This window comes from Mesorhizobium sp. P171375 (assembly GCF_057786075.1).
The window spans coordinates 3,582,950-3,596,098 of sequence record NZ_JBYNWF010000001.1 but is presented as its reverse complement, the minus strand read 5'-3'; the positions used below and the strand labels follow the sequence as shown (position 1 = coordinate 3,596,098).

The 13,149-nt window shown below is 63.3% G+C and carries 14 protein-coding genes and 2 tRNA genes; 6 read left to right on the top strand and 10 right to left on the bottom strand.

Going from position 1 to position 13,149, the window contains the following annotated elements; all coding sequences use genetic code 11:
* Nucleotides 1–31: 31 nt before the first annotated feature.
* The 7 genes from ACYHH6_RS17250 to ACYHH6_RS17220 form a co-directional block, all read right to left on the bottom strand.
* Entirely contained in the window at nucleotides 32–1,093 is a 1,062-nt protein-coding gene (locus tag ACYHH6_RS17250; protein WP_352592251.1) for a glycosyltransferase family 2 protein, read from the bottom strand.
* Between the two features lie 408 nt (nucleotides 1,094–1,501).
* Entirely contained in the window at nucleotides 1,502–2,392 is an 891-nt protein-coding gene (locus ACYHH6_RS17245) for an alpha/beta fold hydrolase (RefSeq protein ID WP_352585203.1), read from the bottom strand.
* A gap of 9 nt (nucleotides 2,393–2,401) precedes the next feature.
* Nucleotides 2,402–2,740 (bottom strand): antibiotic biosynthesis monooxygenase family protein, encoded by a 339-nt coding sequence (locus tag ACYHH6_RS17240; protein WP_352585202.1) that lies wholly within the window; start codon nucleotides 2,738–2,740, stop codon nucleotides 2,402–2,404.
* Nucleotides 2,741–3,016: 276 nt separating this feature from the next.
* Nucleotides 3,017–4,456 (bottom strand): FAD-binding oxidoreductase, encoded by a 1,440-nt coding sequence (locus tag ACYHH6_RS17235; RefSeq protein WP_352585200.1) that lies wholly within the window; start codon nucleotides 4,454–4,456, stop codon nucleotides 3,017–3,019.
* Between the two features lie 279 nt (nucleotides 4,457–4,735).
* On the bottom strand, nucleotides 4,736–5,095 hold the full coding sequence (locus ACYHH6_RS17230; RefSeq protein ID WP_203278147.1) for an ArsR/SmtB family transcription factor: 360 nt from the start codon (nucleotides 5,093–5,095) through the stop codon (nucleotides 4,736–4,738).
* 363 nt (nucleotides 5,096–5,458) lie between these two features.
* Nucleotides 5,459–5,535: transfer RNA gene (locus ACYHH6_RS17225), tRNA-Arg, on the bottom strand.
* Nucleotides 5,536–5,607: 72 nt separating this feature from the next.
* Entirely contained in the window at nucleotides 5,608–5,913 is a 306-nt protein-coding gene (locus tag ACYHH6_RS17220; protein WP_352585198.1) for an ETC complex I subunit, read from the bottom strand.
* A gap of 173 nt (nucleotides 5,914–6,086) precedes the next feature.
* Here ACYHH6_RS17220 and ACYHH6_RS17215 point away from each other — a divergent pair, with 173 nt between their 5' ends.
* The 4 genes from ACYHH6_RS17215 (at nucleotide 6,087) to ACYHH6_RS17200 (ending at nucleotide 8,519) form a co-directional block, all read left to right on the top strand.
* On the top strand, nucleotides 6,087–7,271 hold the full coding sequence (locus ACYHH6_RS17215) for a flavin-containing monooxygenase (protein WP_352585246.1): 1,185 nt from the start codon (nucleotides 6,087–6,089) through the stop codon (nucleotides 7,269–7,271).
* 51 nt (nucleotides 7,272–7,322) lie between these two features.
* Nucleotides 7,323–7,399 (top strand) — tRNA-Pro (locus tag ACYHH6_RS17210).
* Between the two features lie 174 nt (nucleotides 7,400–7,573).
* A complete protein-coding gene (locus ACYHH6_RS17205; RefSeq protein WP_352585196.1) occupies nucleotides 7,574–7,882 on the top strand; it encodes a hypothetical protein in 309 nt (102 codons plus the stop codon).
* 376 nt (nucleotides 7,883–8,258) lie between these two features.
* Nucleotides 8,259–8,519 carry a hypothetical protein gene (locus ACYHH6_RS17200; protein WP_352585194.1) on the top strand — a complete coding sequence of 87 codons (261 nt, stop codon included), beginning with the start codon at nucleotides 8,259–8,261 and terminating at the stop codon, nucleotides 8,517–8,519.
* Nucleotides 8,520–8,734: 215 nt separating this feature from the next.
* Here ACYHH6_RS17200 and hdaA read toward each other — a convergent pair whose 3' ends face one another.
* From hdaA to ACYHH6_RS17185, 3 genes are read right to left on the bottom strand one after another with little or no spacing between them, the layout of a single operon-like run.
* The gene (gene hdaA / locus ACYHH6_RS17195) at nucleotides 8,735–9,439 is read right to left on the bottom strand and encodes a DnaA regulatory inactivator HdaA (protein ID WP_352585192.1); all 705 of its coding nucleotides are present in this window, start codon (nucleotides 9,437–9,439) and stop codon (nucleotides 8,735–8,737) included.
* 2 nt (nucleotides 9,440–9,441) lie between these two features.
* Entirely contained in the window at nucleotides 9,442–10,647 is a 1,206-nt protein-coding gene (locus ACYHH6_RS17190) for an AI-2E family transporter (RefSeq protein ID WP_352585190.1), read from the bottom strand.
* Nucleotides 10,619–11,176: a CDP-alcohol phosphatidyltransferase family protein gene (locus ACYHH6_RS17185; protein ID WP_352585244.1), complete on the bottom strand. Its 558-nt coding sequence runs from the start codon at nucleotides 11,174–11,176 to the stop codon at nucleotides 10,619–10,621. Before ACYHH6_RS17185 ends, ACYHH6_RS17190 begins: the two co-directional genes overlap by 29 nt.
* Nucleotides 11,177–11,363: 187 nt before the next feature.
* Here ACYHH6_RS17185 and purM point away from each other — a divergent pair, with 187 nt between their 5' ends.
* Both purM and purN read left to right on the top strand, forming a co-directional pair.
* Nucleotides 11,364–12,443, top strand: a complete 1,080-nt coding sequence (gene purM / locus ACYHH6_RS17180; protein ID WP_352585188.1) for a phosphoribosylformylglycinamidine cyclo-ligase — start codon at nucleotides 11,364–11,366, stop codon at nucleotides 12,441–12,443.
* Complete coding sequence (gene purN / locus ACYHH6_RS17175) at nucleotides 12,440–13,147, top strand: phosphoribosylglycinamide formyltransferase (RefSeq protein WP_352585186.1); 708 nt, start codon at nucleotides 12,440–12,442, stop codon at nucleotides 13,145–13,147. The genes purM and purN overlap by 4 nt, the downstream gene beginning before the upstream one ends.
* Nucleotides 13,148–13,149 lie beyond the last annotated feature (2 nt).

The window sequence follows — 13,149 nt, the reverse complement described above, 5'->3', positions numbered from 1 at the left end:
CCGTGCTGGCGGTGCGCAGCGCCGCCAGATGCTACCCCATTGCGTTGCGGATGGTCTTGGACAGGCGGGTAAGAAATGCCGGCCGGGATGAGGCGTCGAGTTTCCACGACAGCACGGCCATGGCCATTTTGGGCGGCAACATGCCTACCGACAGGAACCAGGCGGCAAGGACGGCACGCCGCCGCAAGGATGCAGTCATCTCCAGGCTGGCGACGGCACCCGCCGCCGCCAGCGCCAGCCGCGAATCGTCGGCCACCGGGTGCTGGTGGCTGTCCGCGCAGAGTGAGGCCAGCCGCTCCTCCAGATGGATCGGATCGCGGCGGACGGCATCCGACGGGACAACCGTCAGGCCGGTCCCGGAGACCTGCTCCGACAACGCCTCCAGGCGGCGGAAATCGTGCCTTACGCGCCAACGCGCCCGCTCGGCGAGTTGCTCGCCGAATATCGAATGGTTTGCGCCGTGAATCCGGTAGGCGCCGAGGCATTCGTCGATGGATTGGACGTATCCGTGGAAGGGTGCCAACGTTGCCAGATAGCCATCGGCGCCCTGGCGGAAATCCGGCTCGGGAATCGGCATGATCGTTTCCAGGGTCTCACGGTCAAAAGCCAGCCCGCTGGTCACGGTCGTCTGGTAGCGCCCCTTGTGCAGGAGTTTCGGCTTGACGTCGCCGCTGTCGAAGGGCAGTTCGGGTGGCGGAAAGACGTCCTTGATGCGCTGTTGTTCGTCGACGACATGCAGCCTGGATTGCACTTGGGCGGTTGCCGGATCCCAAGTGTCGACGATTTTGGAGACAGCAGGCGGATAGAGATAGTCGTCGGCGTCGAGGAACAGGACAATCCTGCCCGAGCTTGCGGCAAAACCGGTGTTGAACGCCGCCGCATGTCCGCCGTTTTGCGCTCGCGGGCAGGCGACGATCCTGTCGCCATAGGATTCCATAATGGTCGTGGAATTGTCCTGCGATGCATCGTCGACGACGATGACCTCGACGTCGCCGTAGTCCTGTTCCAGGGCGCTGTCGATGCTGCGGTTGAGGAAGCGCGCGTAATTGTAATTCGGGATGATGATGGATACCGGAGTTCCGTTCGACTGCATCGTATTCGACCTCGCATCTTGCTTCGGTTTCGGCGACAGCCCGCCCCATGGGCCCGCCCCCTCTCCAAGTGCCCGACGAGTTTCCCAGGGAAAAGCTGCGCTTTTCCTTCAGGAGACGGGTCACGTCTCTCATTGCGACTTCAGGCCGCCATCTGCCTTCGAGGCCGGCCGCCGAGCTGTGGTCTGCGGCAGCTAAGGCTCCGACGGTTCGACGCGGACGATGCCGCAGCCGAGCCCGGCTGCGGTCGCGATCGGATCGGACGAGCGGGCGGGCGGGCGGGAGCCGTGAAGGCATGGCGAATACTGACCTTCAAATGTGGCCGGAATAACCCCTCGGGCAGCACAGGCGATCCTGGCAGATTCGAACCTGCAACCGTCGGCCTGGTCGCCGCTTCGCCCAACCGGGCCTCACCCAGCGAAGGAATTCAACAGAATTTTCGCCGTCCCCTCGGGGTTTTCCTCCGGGAAAAAGTGCCCGCCCTCGACAGCGCCCCCCTCGACGCTGTCGGCCCATTGCCGCCAGATCGCCAGCGGGCCGCCCTCGTGCGCATACCAGTTTTCCAGGCCGCCTTCGCCGCTCCACAGCGCAAGCACCGGGGATGCTATGCGACGGCCGACGGCTTGATCCGCCGCATCGTGCTCGCGGTCAACGCCGGCGGCGGCGCGATACTCCTCGCAGATGGCGTGAATATGAGCGGCGTCGCGCAGCGCATCGATATAGGCGGCTCTGACTTCCTCGGGGAAGGCGTTCCCAGCCGATCCCCACTGCCTGATCGCATTGTCGACGATGGCGTCAGGCGCAGCGGCCAGCAGACGCTCCGGCAGCGGCTCGGGCTGGGCAAGCAGGCTCCATGGCCAGAAGGCAAGCGCCAGCCTGGCATCGGCGCGATCCCAGGCGGCGGCAGTGGGGATGACGTCGAGGACGGCGAGTTTCGACACGGCGTCGGAATGGTCGAGCGCCAGCCGATAGGCGACGCGGCCGCCGCGATCATGGCCGGCAACGATGAAACGCTCGAAGCCGAGTACGCCCATGACCTGCACCATGTCGCGCGCCATGGTGCGTTTGGAATAGGCCGCATGATCGATGTCGGAGGCTGGACAACCGCTCCGGCCGTAACCCCTGAGATCGGCGGCGACCACGGTGAAGCGTGACGCCAATGCCACGGCGATGTCGCGCCACATCACATGCGTTTGGGGAAAGCCATGCAGAAGCAGCAGCGGCGGACCTTCTCCACCAACCCTGACGAAGATCGATGTCTCCTCCACCTCCACGGTTCTGGCATCAAAACCTGTAAACATCAGGTGCCTTCAATCCTGCTGCCCGACCGCGCCGTGGTTGGAGCGGATGCGAAGCACTTGCACATCCGCCGGCAATTCGATCAGGAGCTCCTTGTCGCGGTCGAGATGGTGGATGCTTTTCGGATCGCCGCCAGTAAAGGCCGCCATCGCCTCGACGCTCTCCCAATAGGAGATGGTGACGAATTCCGAATGCGTCGGCGCGTCCTCGCGAAAGGTCTGCACGCCGAGCGCTTTCTCGATCAGCGGCTTGATGCCGACCTCGTAATTGTAGCGCTCGTAGGCGTCTGCTCTGTCGGGCAAAGTCCTGCCGCGCCAGATGCGGGCGATTGTCGGAGTGTTCGGTGCCATCTCCCATAAACACCTGAGCGCGAGTCACGTTCCAGCGGTCAGCTGAAGCTCATGACAAAAGGGCCGCAGGAAAAAAGGCGATCCTGACAGGATTGAACTTGTGACAATCAGCTTGCCTCAGGGGTATTGAGACCCGGGCCTTGAGTTCGGCCGTCCAGGCCGGCGCCATAGACGACAACCAGGCCTCAACCCGCTCCGAACCGAAGGTCAATGCAGCAAAATCGATTCCGACATTCGCACGCACGGATCTCCGGTTCGGGATCACGCGCTGCCGCCTCAAGCGGCGCGCTGGCTTTCTTTCGGCCGCAGATTCTGGTTCATGCGGAACAGATTCAGCGGGTCGTAGCGCTGCTTGATTTCCAGAAGCCGGCGATAGTTGCCGCCATAGGCCGCTTCGACCCGGTCGACTTCGTCCTCCGGCATAAAGTTCACGTAAGCCGTGCCGGCGGCATAGGGCTTAGTCGCCTCGTAGATACCACGAGCCCAATCGATGCAGGCCTTGTCCATTGCCGGTTCGCGCCAGCGGGCGTGAACGTTCATGACGAAATGCGAGTTGCGCTGCGGGAACGCCGTTTCATCTGCCGCCACACGGCCCGCCACGCCACCGACATGACCGAAGAAAATTTCACATTCGGGGCCGGGAAGCCTGGTAATCGCCGCAGTGGTGGCACCAATCGCGCCGTCCGAAAGCCCGGTCAGGTCATGGCTCTTCCAATAGTTGCGGGCGCCGGGCGCCAGCAGCGGGTCGAAGGCCTGCTGCCAGCCGGTGAACGGGCTGGGGCCGACGACATCGGCAATCGGTGTGCCGATGGCGCGAAGCTTCTGCGTGGCATTTTCGCCCGCCTGAATGTCGCCGCAATAGCACATGGCCAAAACCAGCACCTCCTTGCCATGCCATTCGGTCGGCAGGAACGGTAGCGGCGGTGCCTGCCGCATGACCACCCAGCAGGTCAGTTCGTCGGGCGCGGTTTCGAGCGCCTTGCGATAGTCCCGCAGCACCTTTTCGGCATCGGCGAAGGGATGGACGACGAGCCCCGACAGAACCTGCGGACCCATCTGGTGGAGTTGGAACTCGAACGCCGTGACGACACCGAAATTGCCGCCGCCGCCACGCAGCGCCCAGAACAGGTCCGGATTGTCCTTCTGGCTGGCGCGCAGCAACTTGCCATCGGCGGTGACCACATCGGCTGAAACAAGATTGTCGATGGTCAGGCCAAATTTGCGGGTGATCCAGCCGAAGCCGCCGCCCAGCGTCAAGCCTGATATGCCGGTGGTCGAGTTGATACCCGTCGGCACCACCAGGCCAAAAGCCTGTGTTTCCCGGTCGACATCGACGAGCGTGGCGCCGGGCCCGACCCATGCCCGCCGCGCCGCGACATCGACCCGCACCGATTTCATCGCCGATAGATCGATCATCAGGCCGCCATCGCAGACGGCACTGCCAGCAATGTTGTGGCCGCCGCCGCGCACGGAGACGAGAAGCCTGTTTTCCCGGGCGAAATTCACGGCACTGATGACGTCGGAGGCGCCGACGCAACACACAATGAGACCGGGGCGCCGGTCGACCGTGGCATTCCAGACGGTGCGCGCTTCGTCGTAGGCGGCGTCGCCCACCTGAAGCAGTGTGCCGCGCAATTGTGCCGAAAGCGCTTCAAGGACCGCAGCGTCGACGGTCGTCTTGCCGCGTTCAAGCGTGGTGAGGCTCATGCTGTTCATGGTTTCCTCCCGATTTTTTGTTTGTGAGCCGTTCTCCCCCCAACGCTTCGAACTGTGCTCTTATATTAGAAATCGCGCAAGTTTTGCACGGACCGGTGCTGCGCCCATGTTGGCGCCCAACAACGTGCGGTCTGGCCGGCATGGACGACCCAACGCTGGAGAGGCGCAGAAACGTTGAAAATACCGGCGATCAGCGCCGGGATGGCGCCGACATCGACTTCGCGTTAGCGACAATGAAGTCCGGCCTAAGGGTCAACCAATCCAGGCCGATGCCTGCCCTCAGGCTGCTCGCGCCCGGCGCAGCCTTTCGGCGACGTAATGCGGGCCTGGCCCCGTGAGCGGTCTTTCGGTCGCCAGGAAGCCATCCAGCATGGAAAGCAGTTCGCGCGCCGCACCGGACGAGCAGAAATAGTAGACCATCTGGCCGTCGCGACGGGTGTCAACAAGGCCGAAGGCGCGGAGCTTGGCAAGATGCTGCGACAGGGCCGATTGGCTGAGCAGAACTTTCTCGGCAAGAACACCGACCGAAAGTTCGCCGCCGGCCAGGTGGTTCATGATCAAAAGCCGCTTCTCATTTCCCATCAAGTTGAGAAACGCGGCGACAGTTTCTGCATTGGCGGCAAGTGTTCTCGAAATCATCGATTCCAGATCTTTTACTTTCGCGCTCACCCGGCGCCGTGCCAAACGCGACCTTTGGATACACCGTTGCGATGATTTCGTCGCATTTCGCCAACCGAGGCGACCTATGCGGCGAAAACCAGCGCCAAGTTCCAGTCGGCATAAACCAAGACTCCAGTCAGAATCATCAGACCAAAGTCCTAGCCAATGTCAGACCAAAGACTATCAGCGCTGCGCTCTTTCTACAAGACCATAACGATATCTGCCGGCGACCTGCTTTCAGGCAGCACGCAGAGATGGCGCTGACGTCCACTTCTCGCCCCGCGGAAACAGGGTGAGATGTTGGAACTTTGGAGCAGCGCCTGAGCTAAACCGTTGAATTATTGGCGATCCCGACAGGATTCGAACCTGTGACCATCGGCTTAGAAGGCCGGTGCTCTATCCAGCTGAGCTACGGGACCGCTGGCCGGACAAGCCATTTGATATCTTGGCCGGCTGATGTCTATGTGCCGGACGCTGCCCGGCGATGCCGGTCAATGCGTCCAGGGTATCCTGCGGTCATAGCGGAAATTTTCCGCATAGGAAATCTGCCGGCGCTTGGTCTCCTTCGGCTCCTCGACGCGGAAGGTCAGCCCCTGCTTTTCGGCATAAGCCACCGCCTCGTCCCTGGTGTCGAAGGTGAGCCGGATCTGGCTCAGCATGTCGCCCGATGTGGTGTAGCCCATCAGCGGGTCGATCTTCTTACGCTGGGCGGGATCGAATTCCAGCACCCAATGGCCGGTCTTGGCCTTGCCGGACTGCATCGCGGTTTTGGCTGGGCTGAAAATACGCGCGGACATGGGCACCTCGTGGCTGCGTTGGCGGTAGCGCCGCCTTATTTCAGTCAATACTGTGCAACACTGCCGACGGCAAGGCCGAAGCGGCTTGCAACCGCGCCGCTTCGGAAGCGGCATAGGCCCGATACACTGGCGTGGCATCAAAAGTCATGGTCATGATGGCGACGCATAGAGGCATGGACGCAGGGATTTTGCACGCCGAGGCCGGCCAGCAAGCGATTTTCAACGGCGTGATCGTCATCGGCGCCGGCGGGGCCGGGCTGACCGCAGCCCATGCGCTGCTCAAGGCCGGCGTACAAGTGATGGTGTTGGAAAAGGAGGCCCGGCTGGCCGAGCCATGGCACCGGCGCCACCCACAGCTTCACCTCAACACGCATCGCGATCTCTCGGCACTTCCGGGCGTCGCGTTTCCCGCCGGCACCCCTGCCTTTCCGCACCGAAGCGCAATCATCCGCCATCTCAACGAATTCCGCGCCATGCACCGGCTGCCGGTCGAGTTCGGCGTCTCGGTCGATGAGATCGCCTTCGACGGTGACCACTGGCTTGTGCAGACAAGCGTCGGGCCGCGATTGGCGCGCCATGTCATCATCGCCACCGGGCGCGACCGGCAGCCCGTCATTCCGGCCTGGAAAGGTATGAAGGCCTTTGCCGGGCGCGTCATCCATTCGGCCGAGTTCGGCGACGCCAATGACTATGCCGGCCGAAAGATACTGGTGGTCGGCGCCGGCAATTCCGGTTTCGACGCGCTCAACCATCTGGCGCGGGTGGATACGGCGCAGATCTGGCTATCAGCGCGAAACGGCCCGGCGCTGCTGCCCAAGCGCATCGGCCAGATCGCTGTCCACCGCTTTTCGCCGATTCTGGCGCGGCTGCCGTTCAAGCTTGCCGATGCGGTGATGGCAGCAACGCAGCGGCTGGTCTTCGGTGACCTCACCGCCTTCGGCCTGCCGCCGACGCCCTCGGGCGGGGCAAGCCGGCTGGCGTCGGATTATACCGCCATCGCCGCCGATGACGGCGCCGTCGACGCCATCAAGGACCGCCGGATCATCGTCGTGCCGACGGTGCGGGAATTCACCCGCGACACGGTCATTTTCGACAATGGCGTGACGATCCAGCCCGATATCGTCATCGCCGCGACCGGCTACCGCACCGGTCTCGAGGCCATGTTGGGCAAGCTCGGCGTGCTCGACAAAAAGGGCGTGCCGCTGTTCAACGGCGCCGACAGCGACCCGAAACTGCCGGGCCTGTGGTTCACCGGCATGCGGCCGAGCATCCGCGGCTGCTTCGCCAACGCCCGCATCCAGGCCAAGGCGATCGCTGCCAGGATTGCGCGGGAGCGCAAACCGCCGATACCGGTTTGACGTTTTAGGGGTTGCGCGGCAGGGCCCGGAACCTTATACGCCGCAGGGCCTCGGAGTGTAGCGCAGCCTGGTAGCGCATCTGGTTTGGGACCAGAGGGTCGGGAGTTCGAATCTCTCCACTCCGACCATTTTTCTCCCTGCAAAGTTTGTTTGTGGTCAAAGGTCGCCAACGGCTGCCTCGCCGCCGGCGCATGGCGGTGCGCGTTCGCACCCCGCAGGCCTGCATCGGTTACCCTGCAATTTGCATTGGAACGCGAACCTCTCCCGCGAGTTGAGTATTATTCGACCCAAGGAGAAATATAATGAAAACCCTGATAATCGCTTCCATGATCGCTGTTGCTGGAACGTCAGTTTTGATTGCACCGGCGCAAGCCGCCAGCGTGATCATCCAGTCGGATGACGGCGATCAATATTCACCCGACAATGATCAAATACAAATTCGCCGTTATCACGAACGCCAAAGAGTCTACGACGACGATGAATATAGCGACAATCAGGGCAATTACGGTCAGTGGCGCCGCCACCACCGCCACCACCGCTGCCATATCGAACTGGTCAAGCACTGGCGCCATCACCGCAGAGTCATCGAGCAGGTCAGGGTCTGCGGTTGATCCGATTGTCGCAGACACGCTCCGGTCGGTTGCCGGCCGGAACGCCAGGCTGACCTAGGCGCCGGCAATGAGGGCCGCACCACCTTCGCCAAGGCTGGTGCGCCCTTGATCGTCCGCTTGCCATTTCCCGAGAATGCGATCCTGAAGCCGTCGAGCATCCGCATTTGGGCAGAGGGGTCCAATCGTATCAGCGAAGGCCATGGCGCCGTCACGGACGGCATCGGCGTAAGATTTTGAACGCCGCACTGGCATCAAAGGGTTTTTGCTGCTCACCGCCCGTTCGGCCGGGTGGCGCTGAAGATTTGACGCAAAGCGCTCCGCTCGGATAATCCCATCGCTGCCATCGGTCTAGACTTTGGCAAAGGGGAGATTCCGGATGCTTGGTCTTGAGGCATGGCTGTCGCTGATAGGCCCTGCCTACTTCGCCTATATCGGCATCGCGATTCCGTTCGTGGTCGTCTGGGCCATTATTTGTGCTGCTCTATGGATCTGGAACAACCGGCCGAGCAAGAGGCAGCGTGCTCCCCGCTCATGGCCAGCCAGCCTGACATTCTTTGTCGTCGTTGCCGCCTGCTACGTGGCAGCGCATACGGCGGTCTACCTGCTGGTTCGGTATCTGGCCCCGTTGTGGGCGTGACAGGAGCGGGCGAACTTTACTGGGCACTCTGGCGACCATTCTGCCTGAAGGTAAGCTCGCCGGGCGAGAACCCCAATCATCACTCCCGGCGAGCCTACAACCCGATCAGGAACGCGATCAGGACCGGGGTCAGCCGGCAGGCGTAATGCTGCAAGATGGATGCCAGAGGTTTTTTCTCGAAATGGGACAGGAGCGGAGTCTTCTCCTTCCACTGCCTAAATTTCGAACTCCCCCTGACCTTCATCCATCGCACTGACGATCTCGGCGGCGAGTGCCCTTGTAATCGGCGTCTTGCGTTCGAGCGCGGTGCGATCCAGCCGTTCGACCACCCGCATGGCGGTGGCCAGCGAGCGCTCGATGCGGCGCACGAGATATTGCACGACATGCTGTTCGACCTCGACCTGGCGGTCGGCGAACAGTTTGGTAATGACGCCGGCCAGAAGCAGGTCGTCCGGTTCGTGGATTTCGACCGTCGCCGCTGCTTTCAGGCGCGAGGTGAGATCGGGCAGCGTCACCCCCCAGGCGGCGGGGAAGCGCCGCGCCGTCAACAGCAAGGTGGACCCGGCGCCGCGCACGTCATTGATGAGGTGGAACAGGCCCGCCTCGTCGATGGCTGTCTTGTCGACATCGTCGATCAGCGCCGGCCTGCCGCCGAGCCCGGCGATGGCATTGCCGATGCGCAGGGCATCGACCGCCACAGCGTTGGCCCGCGCCTGCCAGATCGAGCCGAGATGCGTCTTGCCGGAACCGGCCGGGCCGGCCAGCACGATCACCGGCGAGGGCCAATCCGGCCAGCGGTCGACCAGGGCCGCCGCCTCACGGTTGGTGGCCGACACCACCAACTCGTCGCGCGAATAGCCGGTGCCGTGGCCGAGATCGAGCGGCAGCTGGCGTGGCGGTTCGGTCTTTTGATCAGCCACGTTCAGCTGCGTGGCGAGCGGTGGCCCCCGCCGCGATCGGCGGGGAGCGGCGGGACGGGCTCAGTGGCGTGGCCCTTGTAGAGCGGCGATTCGAGATAGCGGGCGATCGCAAAGCGCACCAGCACGGCAACCGCCGCTGAGGCCGGCACGGCAATCAGCAGCCCAACGAAGCCGAACAGGGCGCCGAAGGCAAACAGCGCGAACATCAGCCAGACCGGATGCAGGCCGACGCTTTTTCCGACCAGCCTGGGCTGCAGGATGTTGCCTTCGATGAACTGGCCGACGAAGAACACGCCGGCGACCAACGCCACCATGGTCCAGTCCGGCCAGAACTGGACGAAGGCGACGCCGACGGCCAGCACCAGGCCGGTCAGCGAGCCGACATAGGGGATGAAGGAGATCAGCCCGGCGAACAAGCCGATGAGGATGCCGAAATTCAACCCGGTCAGCGTCAGGCCGGTGGCGTACATGCCGCCAAGCACCAGGCACAGCGTGCCCTGGCCGCGCACGAAGCCGGCGGTCGCGGTGTTGATGTCCCTGAAGATCGCCCTGACCGTCCCGACATAATCGCGTGGCACCCAGCTGTCGACTACCGCCACCATGCGGTCCCAGTCGAGCAGCATGTAGAAGGCAACGACCGGGGTGACCACGAATAGGCTGACCACCGAAACCAGCGCCACGCCGGAACTCCAGATCGAGGTAAAAACGGTGCTCAGCAGGCCGAAGCCTGACGTGAGCAACGAATTCAGACCATCGCGCAGGCCATTGGCGTTGACGCCGAATTTCTGCTCCAGCCATTTCGGGTCGAAGCTGGTGATCAACGACTGCAGCCGGGTCAGATATTCCGGCAGCTTGCCGGCGAAGTCGGCCATCTGCGTCGCCAGCACCGGAACCAGGATGACGAAGGCCAGCACCAGCAAGACGATGAAGGTAATGAGGATGACCACCGTCGCCATCAGCCGCGAGAGCCCGAGGCGCTGCAGCCGGTCGGCGACCGGATCGAGGAAATAGGCCAGCACCATGCCGGCGACGAAGGGTAAGAGGATGCCGGAGAAGATGTAGAGGAACAGCGCCAAGAATACGGCCGTGCCCAGCCAGAAAAAGATCTGGCGGCGGAACGCCAGGGACGCAGTTTCGCCGGCGGCCGCTGCCTCGGCCGCAACTTCGATGGATTCTCGATCAGGTGCCCGGGGTGGAGCCTTCGCCATAGCCGCTCATATGCCTCAGCCAAGCCACGAGATAGGCCGCGGCCGAAGCCACGGTCAAGACCCCGGACAGCAATATGAGGGCGGGCCTGAGCGGGTCAAGGTGGAGGCCAAGCGCCAGTTCGCCCAGCACCACCGCCGCCAGCACGATCTGGGCGGCGGTGTTGGCCTTCGACACGTAGAGCGGTTTCATCTCGACCGGATGCGCCATGACGGTGGACAACAGCACGGCGCAGATGATCAGCGCATCGCGTGAGACCATGGTGACGACCAGCCACAGCGGCAGTTCGCCAATGAATCCCATGACCACGAACACCGAGACCAGGAGCACCTTGTCGGCCATCGGATCGAGATAGGCGCCGAGTTTCGAATGCTGGTTGAAACGGCGGGCGATGAAGCCATCGACGCCATCGGAAATGCCGGCGACGAGAAAGCCGGCAAAGGCCCAGTCCCAGCGCATGTTCAGCATTGCCAGCACCACGGCCGGAACCAGCACGAAGCGCATGATGGTGATCAGGTTGGGAATGGTCAAAGGCATGTCCCGCTTTGCTTGTTGGGAGATAGATGAGGGAGATGGCGGGTGGGCGCAAGTCGCGAGGCGGCGAAGCATCTGATCTCCCCCCTTGTGGCCCCTTGTGGGGGAGATTGGCTGTCACCCTCCTTGCCCCCCGAAACCATTCATGCGAAGAGCCCGCAAAGGAAACAGGGATGCGCCGACGATGAGCAAGGGCGACCGGGCCAAGCGCAAGAACGGGCTCACCTATGCCGAGGCGGGTGTCGACATCGATGCCGGCAACCTCATGGTCGAAAAGATCAAGCCGCTGGTGCGAGCGACGCGCCGGCCGGGCGCCGATGGCGAGATCGGCGGCTTTGGCGGCCTATTCGACCTGAAGGCCGCGGGCTTTACAGACCCGGTGTTGGTTGCCGCCAATGACGGCGTCGGCACCAAGCTGAAGATCGCCATCGATGCCGGCAAGCATGACACGATCGGCATCGACCTCGTCGCCATGTGCGTCAACGACATTGTCGTACAAGGGGCGGAGCCGCTGTTCTTCCTCGACTATTTCGCCACCGGCAAGCTCGACCCCGACCAGGGAGCGGCGATCGTCGGCGGCATCGCAACGGGCTGCCGGCAGGCCGGTTGCGCGCTGATCGGCGGCGAGACGGCCGAAATGCCCGGTATGTATCACGACAAGGACTATGACCTTGCCGGTTTCGCCGTGGGAGCGGCCGAACGCGGCCAGCTCTTGCCCACCGACGACATTGTCGAGGGCGATGTGCTACTCGGCCTTTCTTCATCCGGCCTGCATTCCAACGGCTTTTCGCTGGTGCGCCGCATCGTTGGCGTCAGTGGGCTTGCCTGGAGCGATCCGGCGCCGTTCAACGATGAGGCGACGCTGGCCGAGGCGCTGCTGGAGCCGACGCGCATCTATGTGAAGTCGATCCTGAAGGCGATCCGCAACACGCACGGCATCAAGGCGCTCGCCCATATCACCGGCGGCGGCTTCCCCGAAAACATCCCGCGCGTGCTGCCGAAGGATTTCTCCGCCGAGCTCGACCTCAATGCCATCGATGTGCCGCCGGTCTTTTCCTGGCTTGCGAAAACCGGCGGCGTGGCGCCGGAAGAGATGATGCGCACCTTCAATTGCGGCATCGGCATGATCCTCGTCGTCGCCTCCGGCCAGGCCGCGCAGGTCGCCGCCGTGCTGCAGGAGGCTGGCGAGACGGTGACGCCGATCGGCCGCATCGTACCGCGCCGCGACGCCGGCGTCATTTATCGGGGCTCGATCGGCCTATGAGCAGGAAACGCACGGTTGTCTTGATCTCGGGACGCGGCTCCAACATGACGGCGCTGATCGCGGCGGCGAGCGATCCGGCCTATCCCGCCGAAATCGTCGGCGTCATTTCCGACCGGGTGAACGCCGCCGGCCTCGGCATCGCAGCCGCGCGCGGCATCCCGACCAAGGTCATCGTGCGCTCCGACCATGCCAGCAAGGACGCCCATGATGCGGCTATCGACGCCGCACTGGTTGCGTTCAACGCCGAGATCGTGGCGCTGGCCGGCTATTTGCGCATCCTTTCCCGCGGCCTGGTCGAGAAGTGGCAAGGGCGCATGCTCAACATCCACCCTGCCCTGCTACCGGCCTTCAAGGGGCTCGACACGCATGCGCGCGCGCTGCGGGCCGGCATGCGCATCCATGGCTGCACGGTGCATTTCGTCACGCCCGAGATGGATGACGGCCCGATCATAGCGCAAGCCGCGGTGCCGGTGATGGTCGGCGACAATGAGGACACGCTGGCCGCGCGCGTGCTGAAGGCCGAACACCGGCTCTATGCGCTGGCGCTCGGCCTCGTCGCCGACGGCAAGGCGCGCATGGAAGGCGGCCGCACGGTTCTCGCCCATTTCGCCGACGACGCCGACAATGCAAGTTCGGTTGTGATGGCGCCTGACCCGTTGCGCGAAGAGCGCGATCTCGAGCATCTGGCGCGGATCACGCCTTGAGG

What these genes read in the sequence shown, in the direction of transcription:
- ACYHH6_RS17250 (WP_352592251.1), bottom strand. Translation starts at nt 1,093, where the DNA reads ATGCAGTCGAACGGAACTCCGGTATCCATCATCATCCCGAATTACAAT.
- ACYHH6_RS17245 (WP_352585203.1), bottom strand. Translation starts at nt 2,392, where the DNA reads ATGTTTACAGGTTTTGATGCCAGAACCGTGGAGGTGGAGGAGACATCG.
- ACYHH6_RS17240 (WP_352585202.1), bottom strand. Translation starts at nt 2,740, where the DNA reads ATGGCACCGAACACTCCGACAATCGCCCGCATCTGGCGCGGCAGGACT.
- ACYHH6_RS17235 (WP_352585200.1), bottom strand. Translation starts at nt 4,456, where the DNA reads ATGAACAGCATGAGCCTCACCACGCTTGAACGCGGCAAGACGACCGTC.
- ACYHH6_RS17230 (WP_203278147.1), bottom strand. Translation starts at nt 5,095, where the DNA reads ATGATTTCGAGAACACTTGCCGCCAATGCAGAAACTGTCGCCGCGTTT.
- ACYHH6_RS17220 (WP_352585198.1), bottom strand. Translation starts at nt 5,913, where the DNA reads ATGTCCGCGCGTATTTTCAGCCCAGCCAAAACCGCGATGCAGTCCGGC.
- ACYHH6_RS17215 (WP_352585246.1), top strand. Translation starts at nt 6,087, where the DNA reads ATGGACGCAGGGATTTTGCACGCCGAGGCCGGCCAGCAAGCGATTTTC.
- ACYHH6_RS17205 (WP_352585196.1), top strand. Translation starts at nt 7,574, where the DNA reads ATGAAAACCCTGATAATCGCTTCCATGATCGCTGTTGCTGGAACGTCA.
- ACYHH6_RS17200 (WP_352585194.1), top strand. Translation starts at nt 8,259, where the DNA reads ATGCTTGGTCTTGAGGCATGGCTGTCGCTGATAGGCCCTGCCTACTTC.
- ACYHH6_RS17190 (WP_352585190.1), bottom strand. Translation starts at nt 10,647, where the DNA reads ATGGCGAAGGCTCCACCCCGGGCACCTGATCGAGAATCCATCGAAGTT.
- purM (WP_352585188.1), top strand. Translation starts at nt 11,364, where the DNA reads ATGAGCAAGGGCGACCGGGCCAAGCGCAAGAACGGGCTCACCTATGCC.
- purN (WP_352585186.1), top strand. Translation starts at nt 12,440, where the DNA reads ATGAGCAGGAAACGCACGGTTGTCTTGATCTCGGGACGCGGCTCCAAC.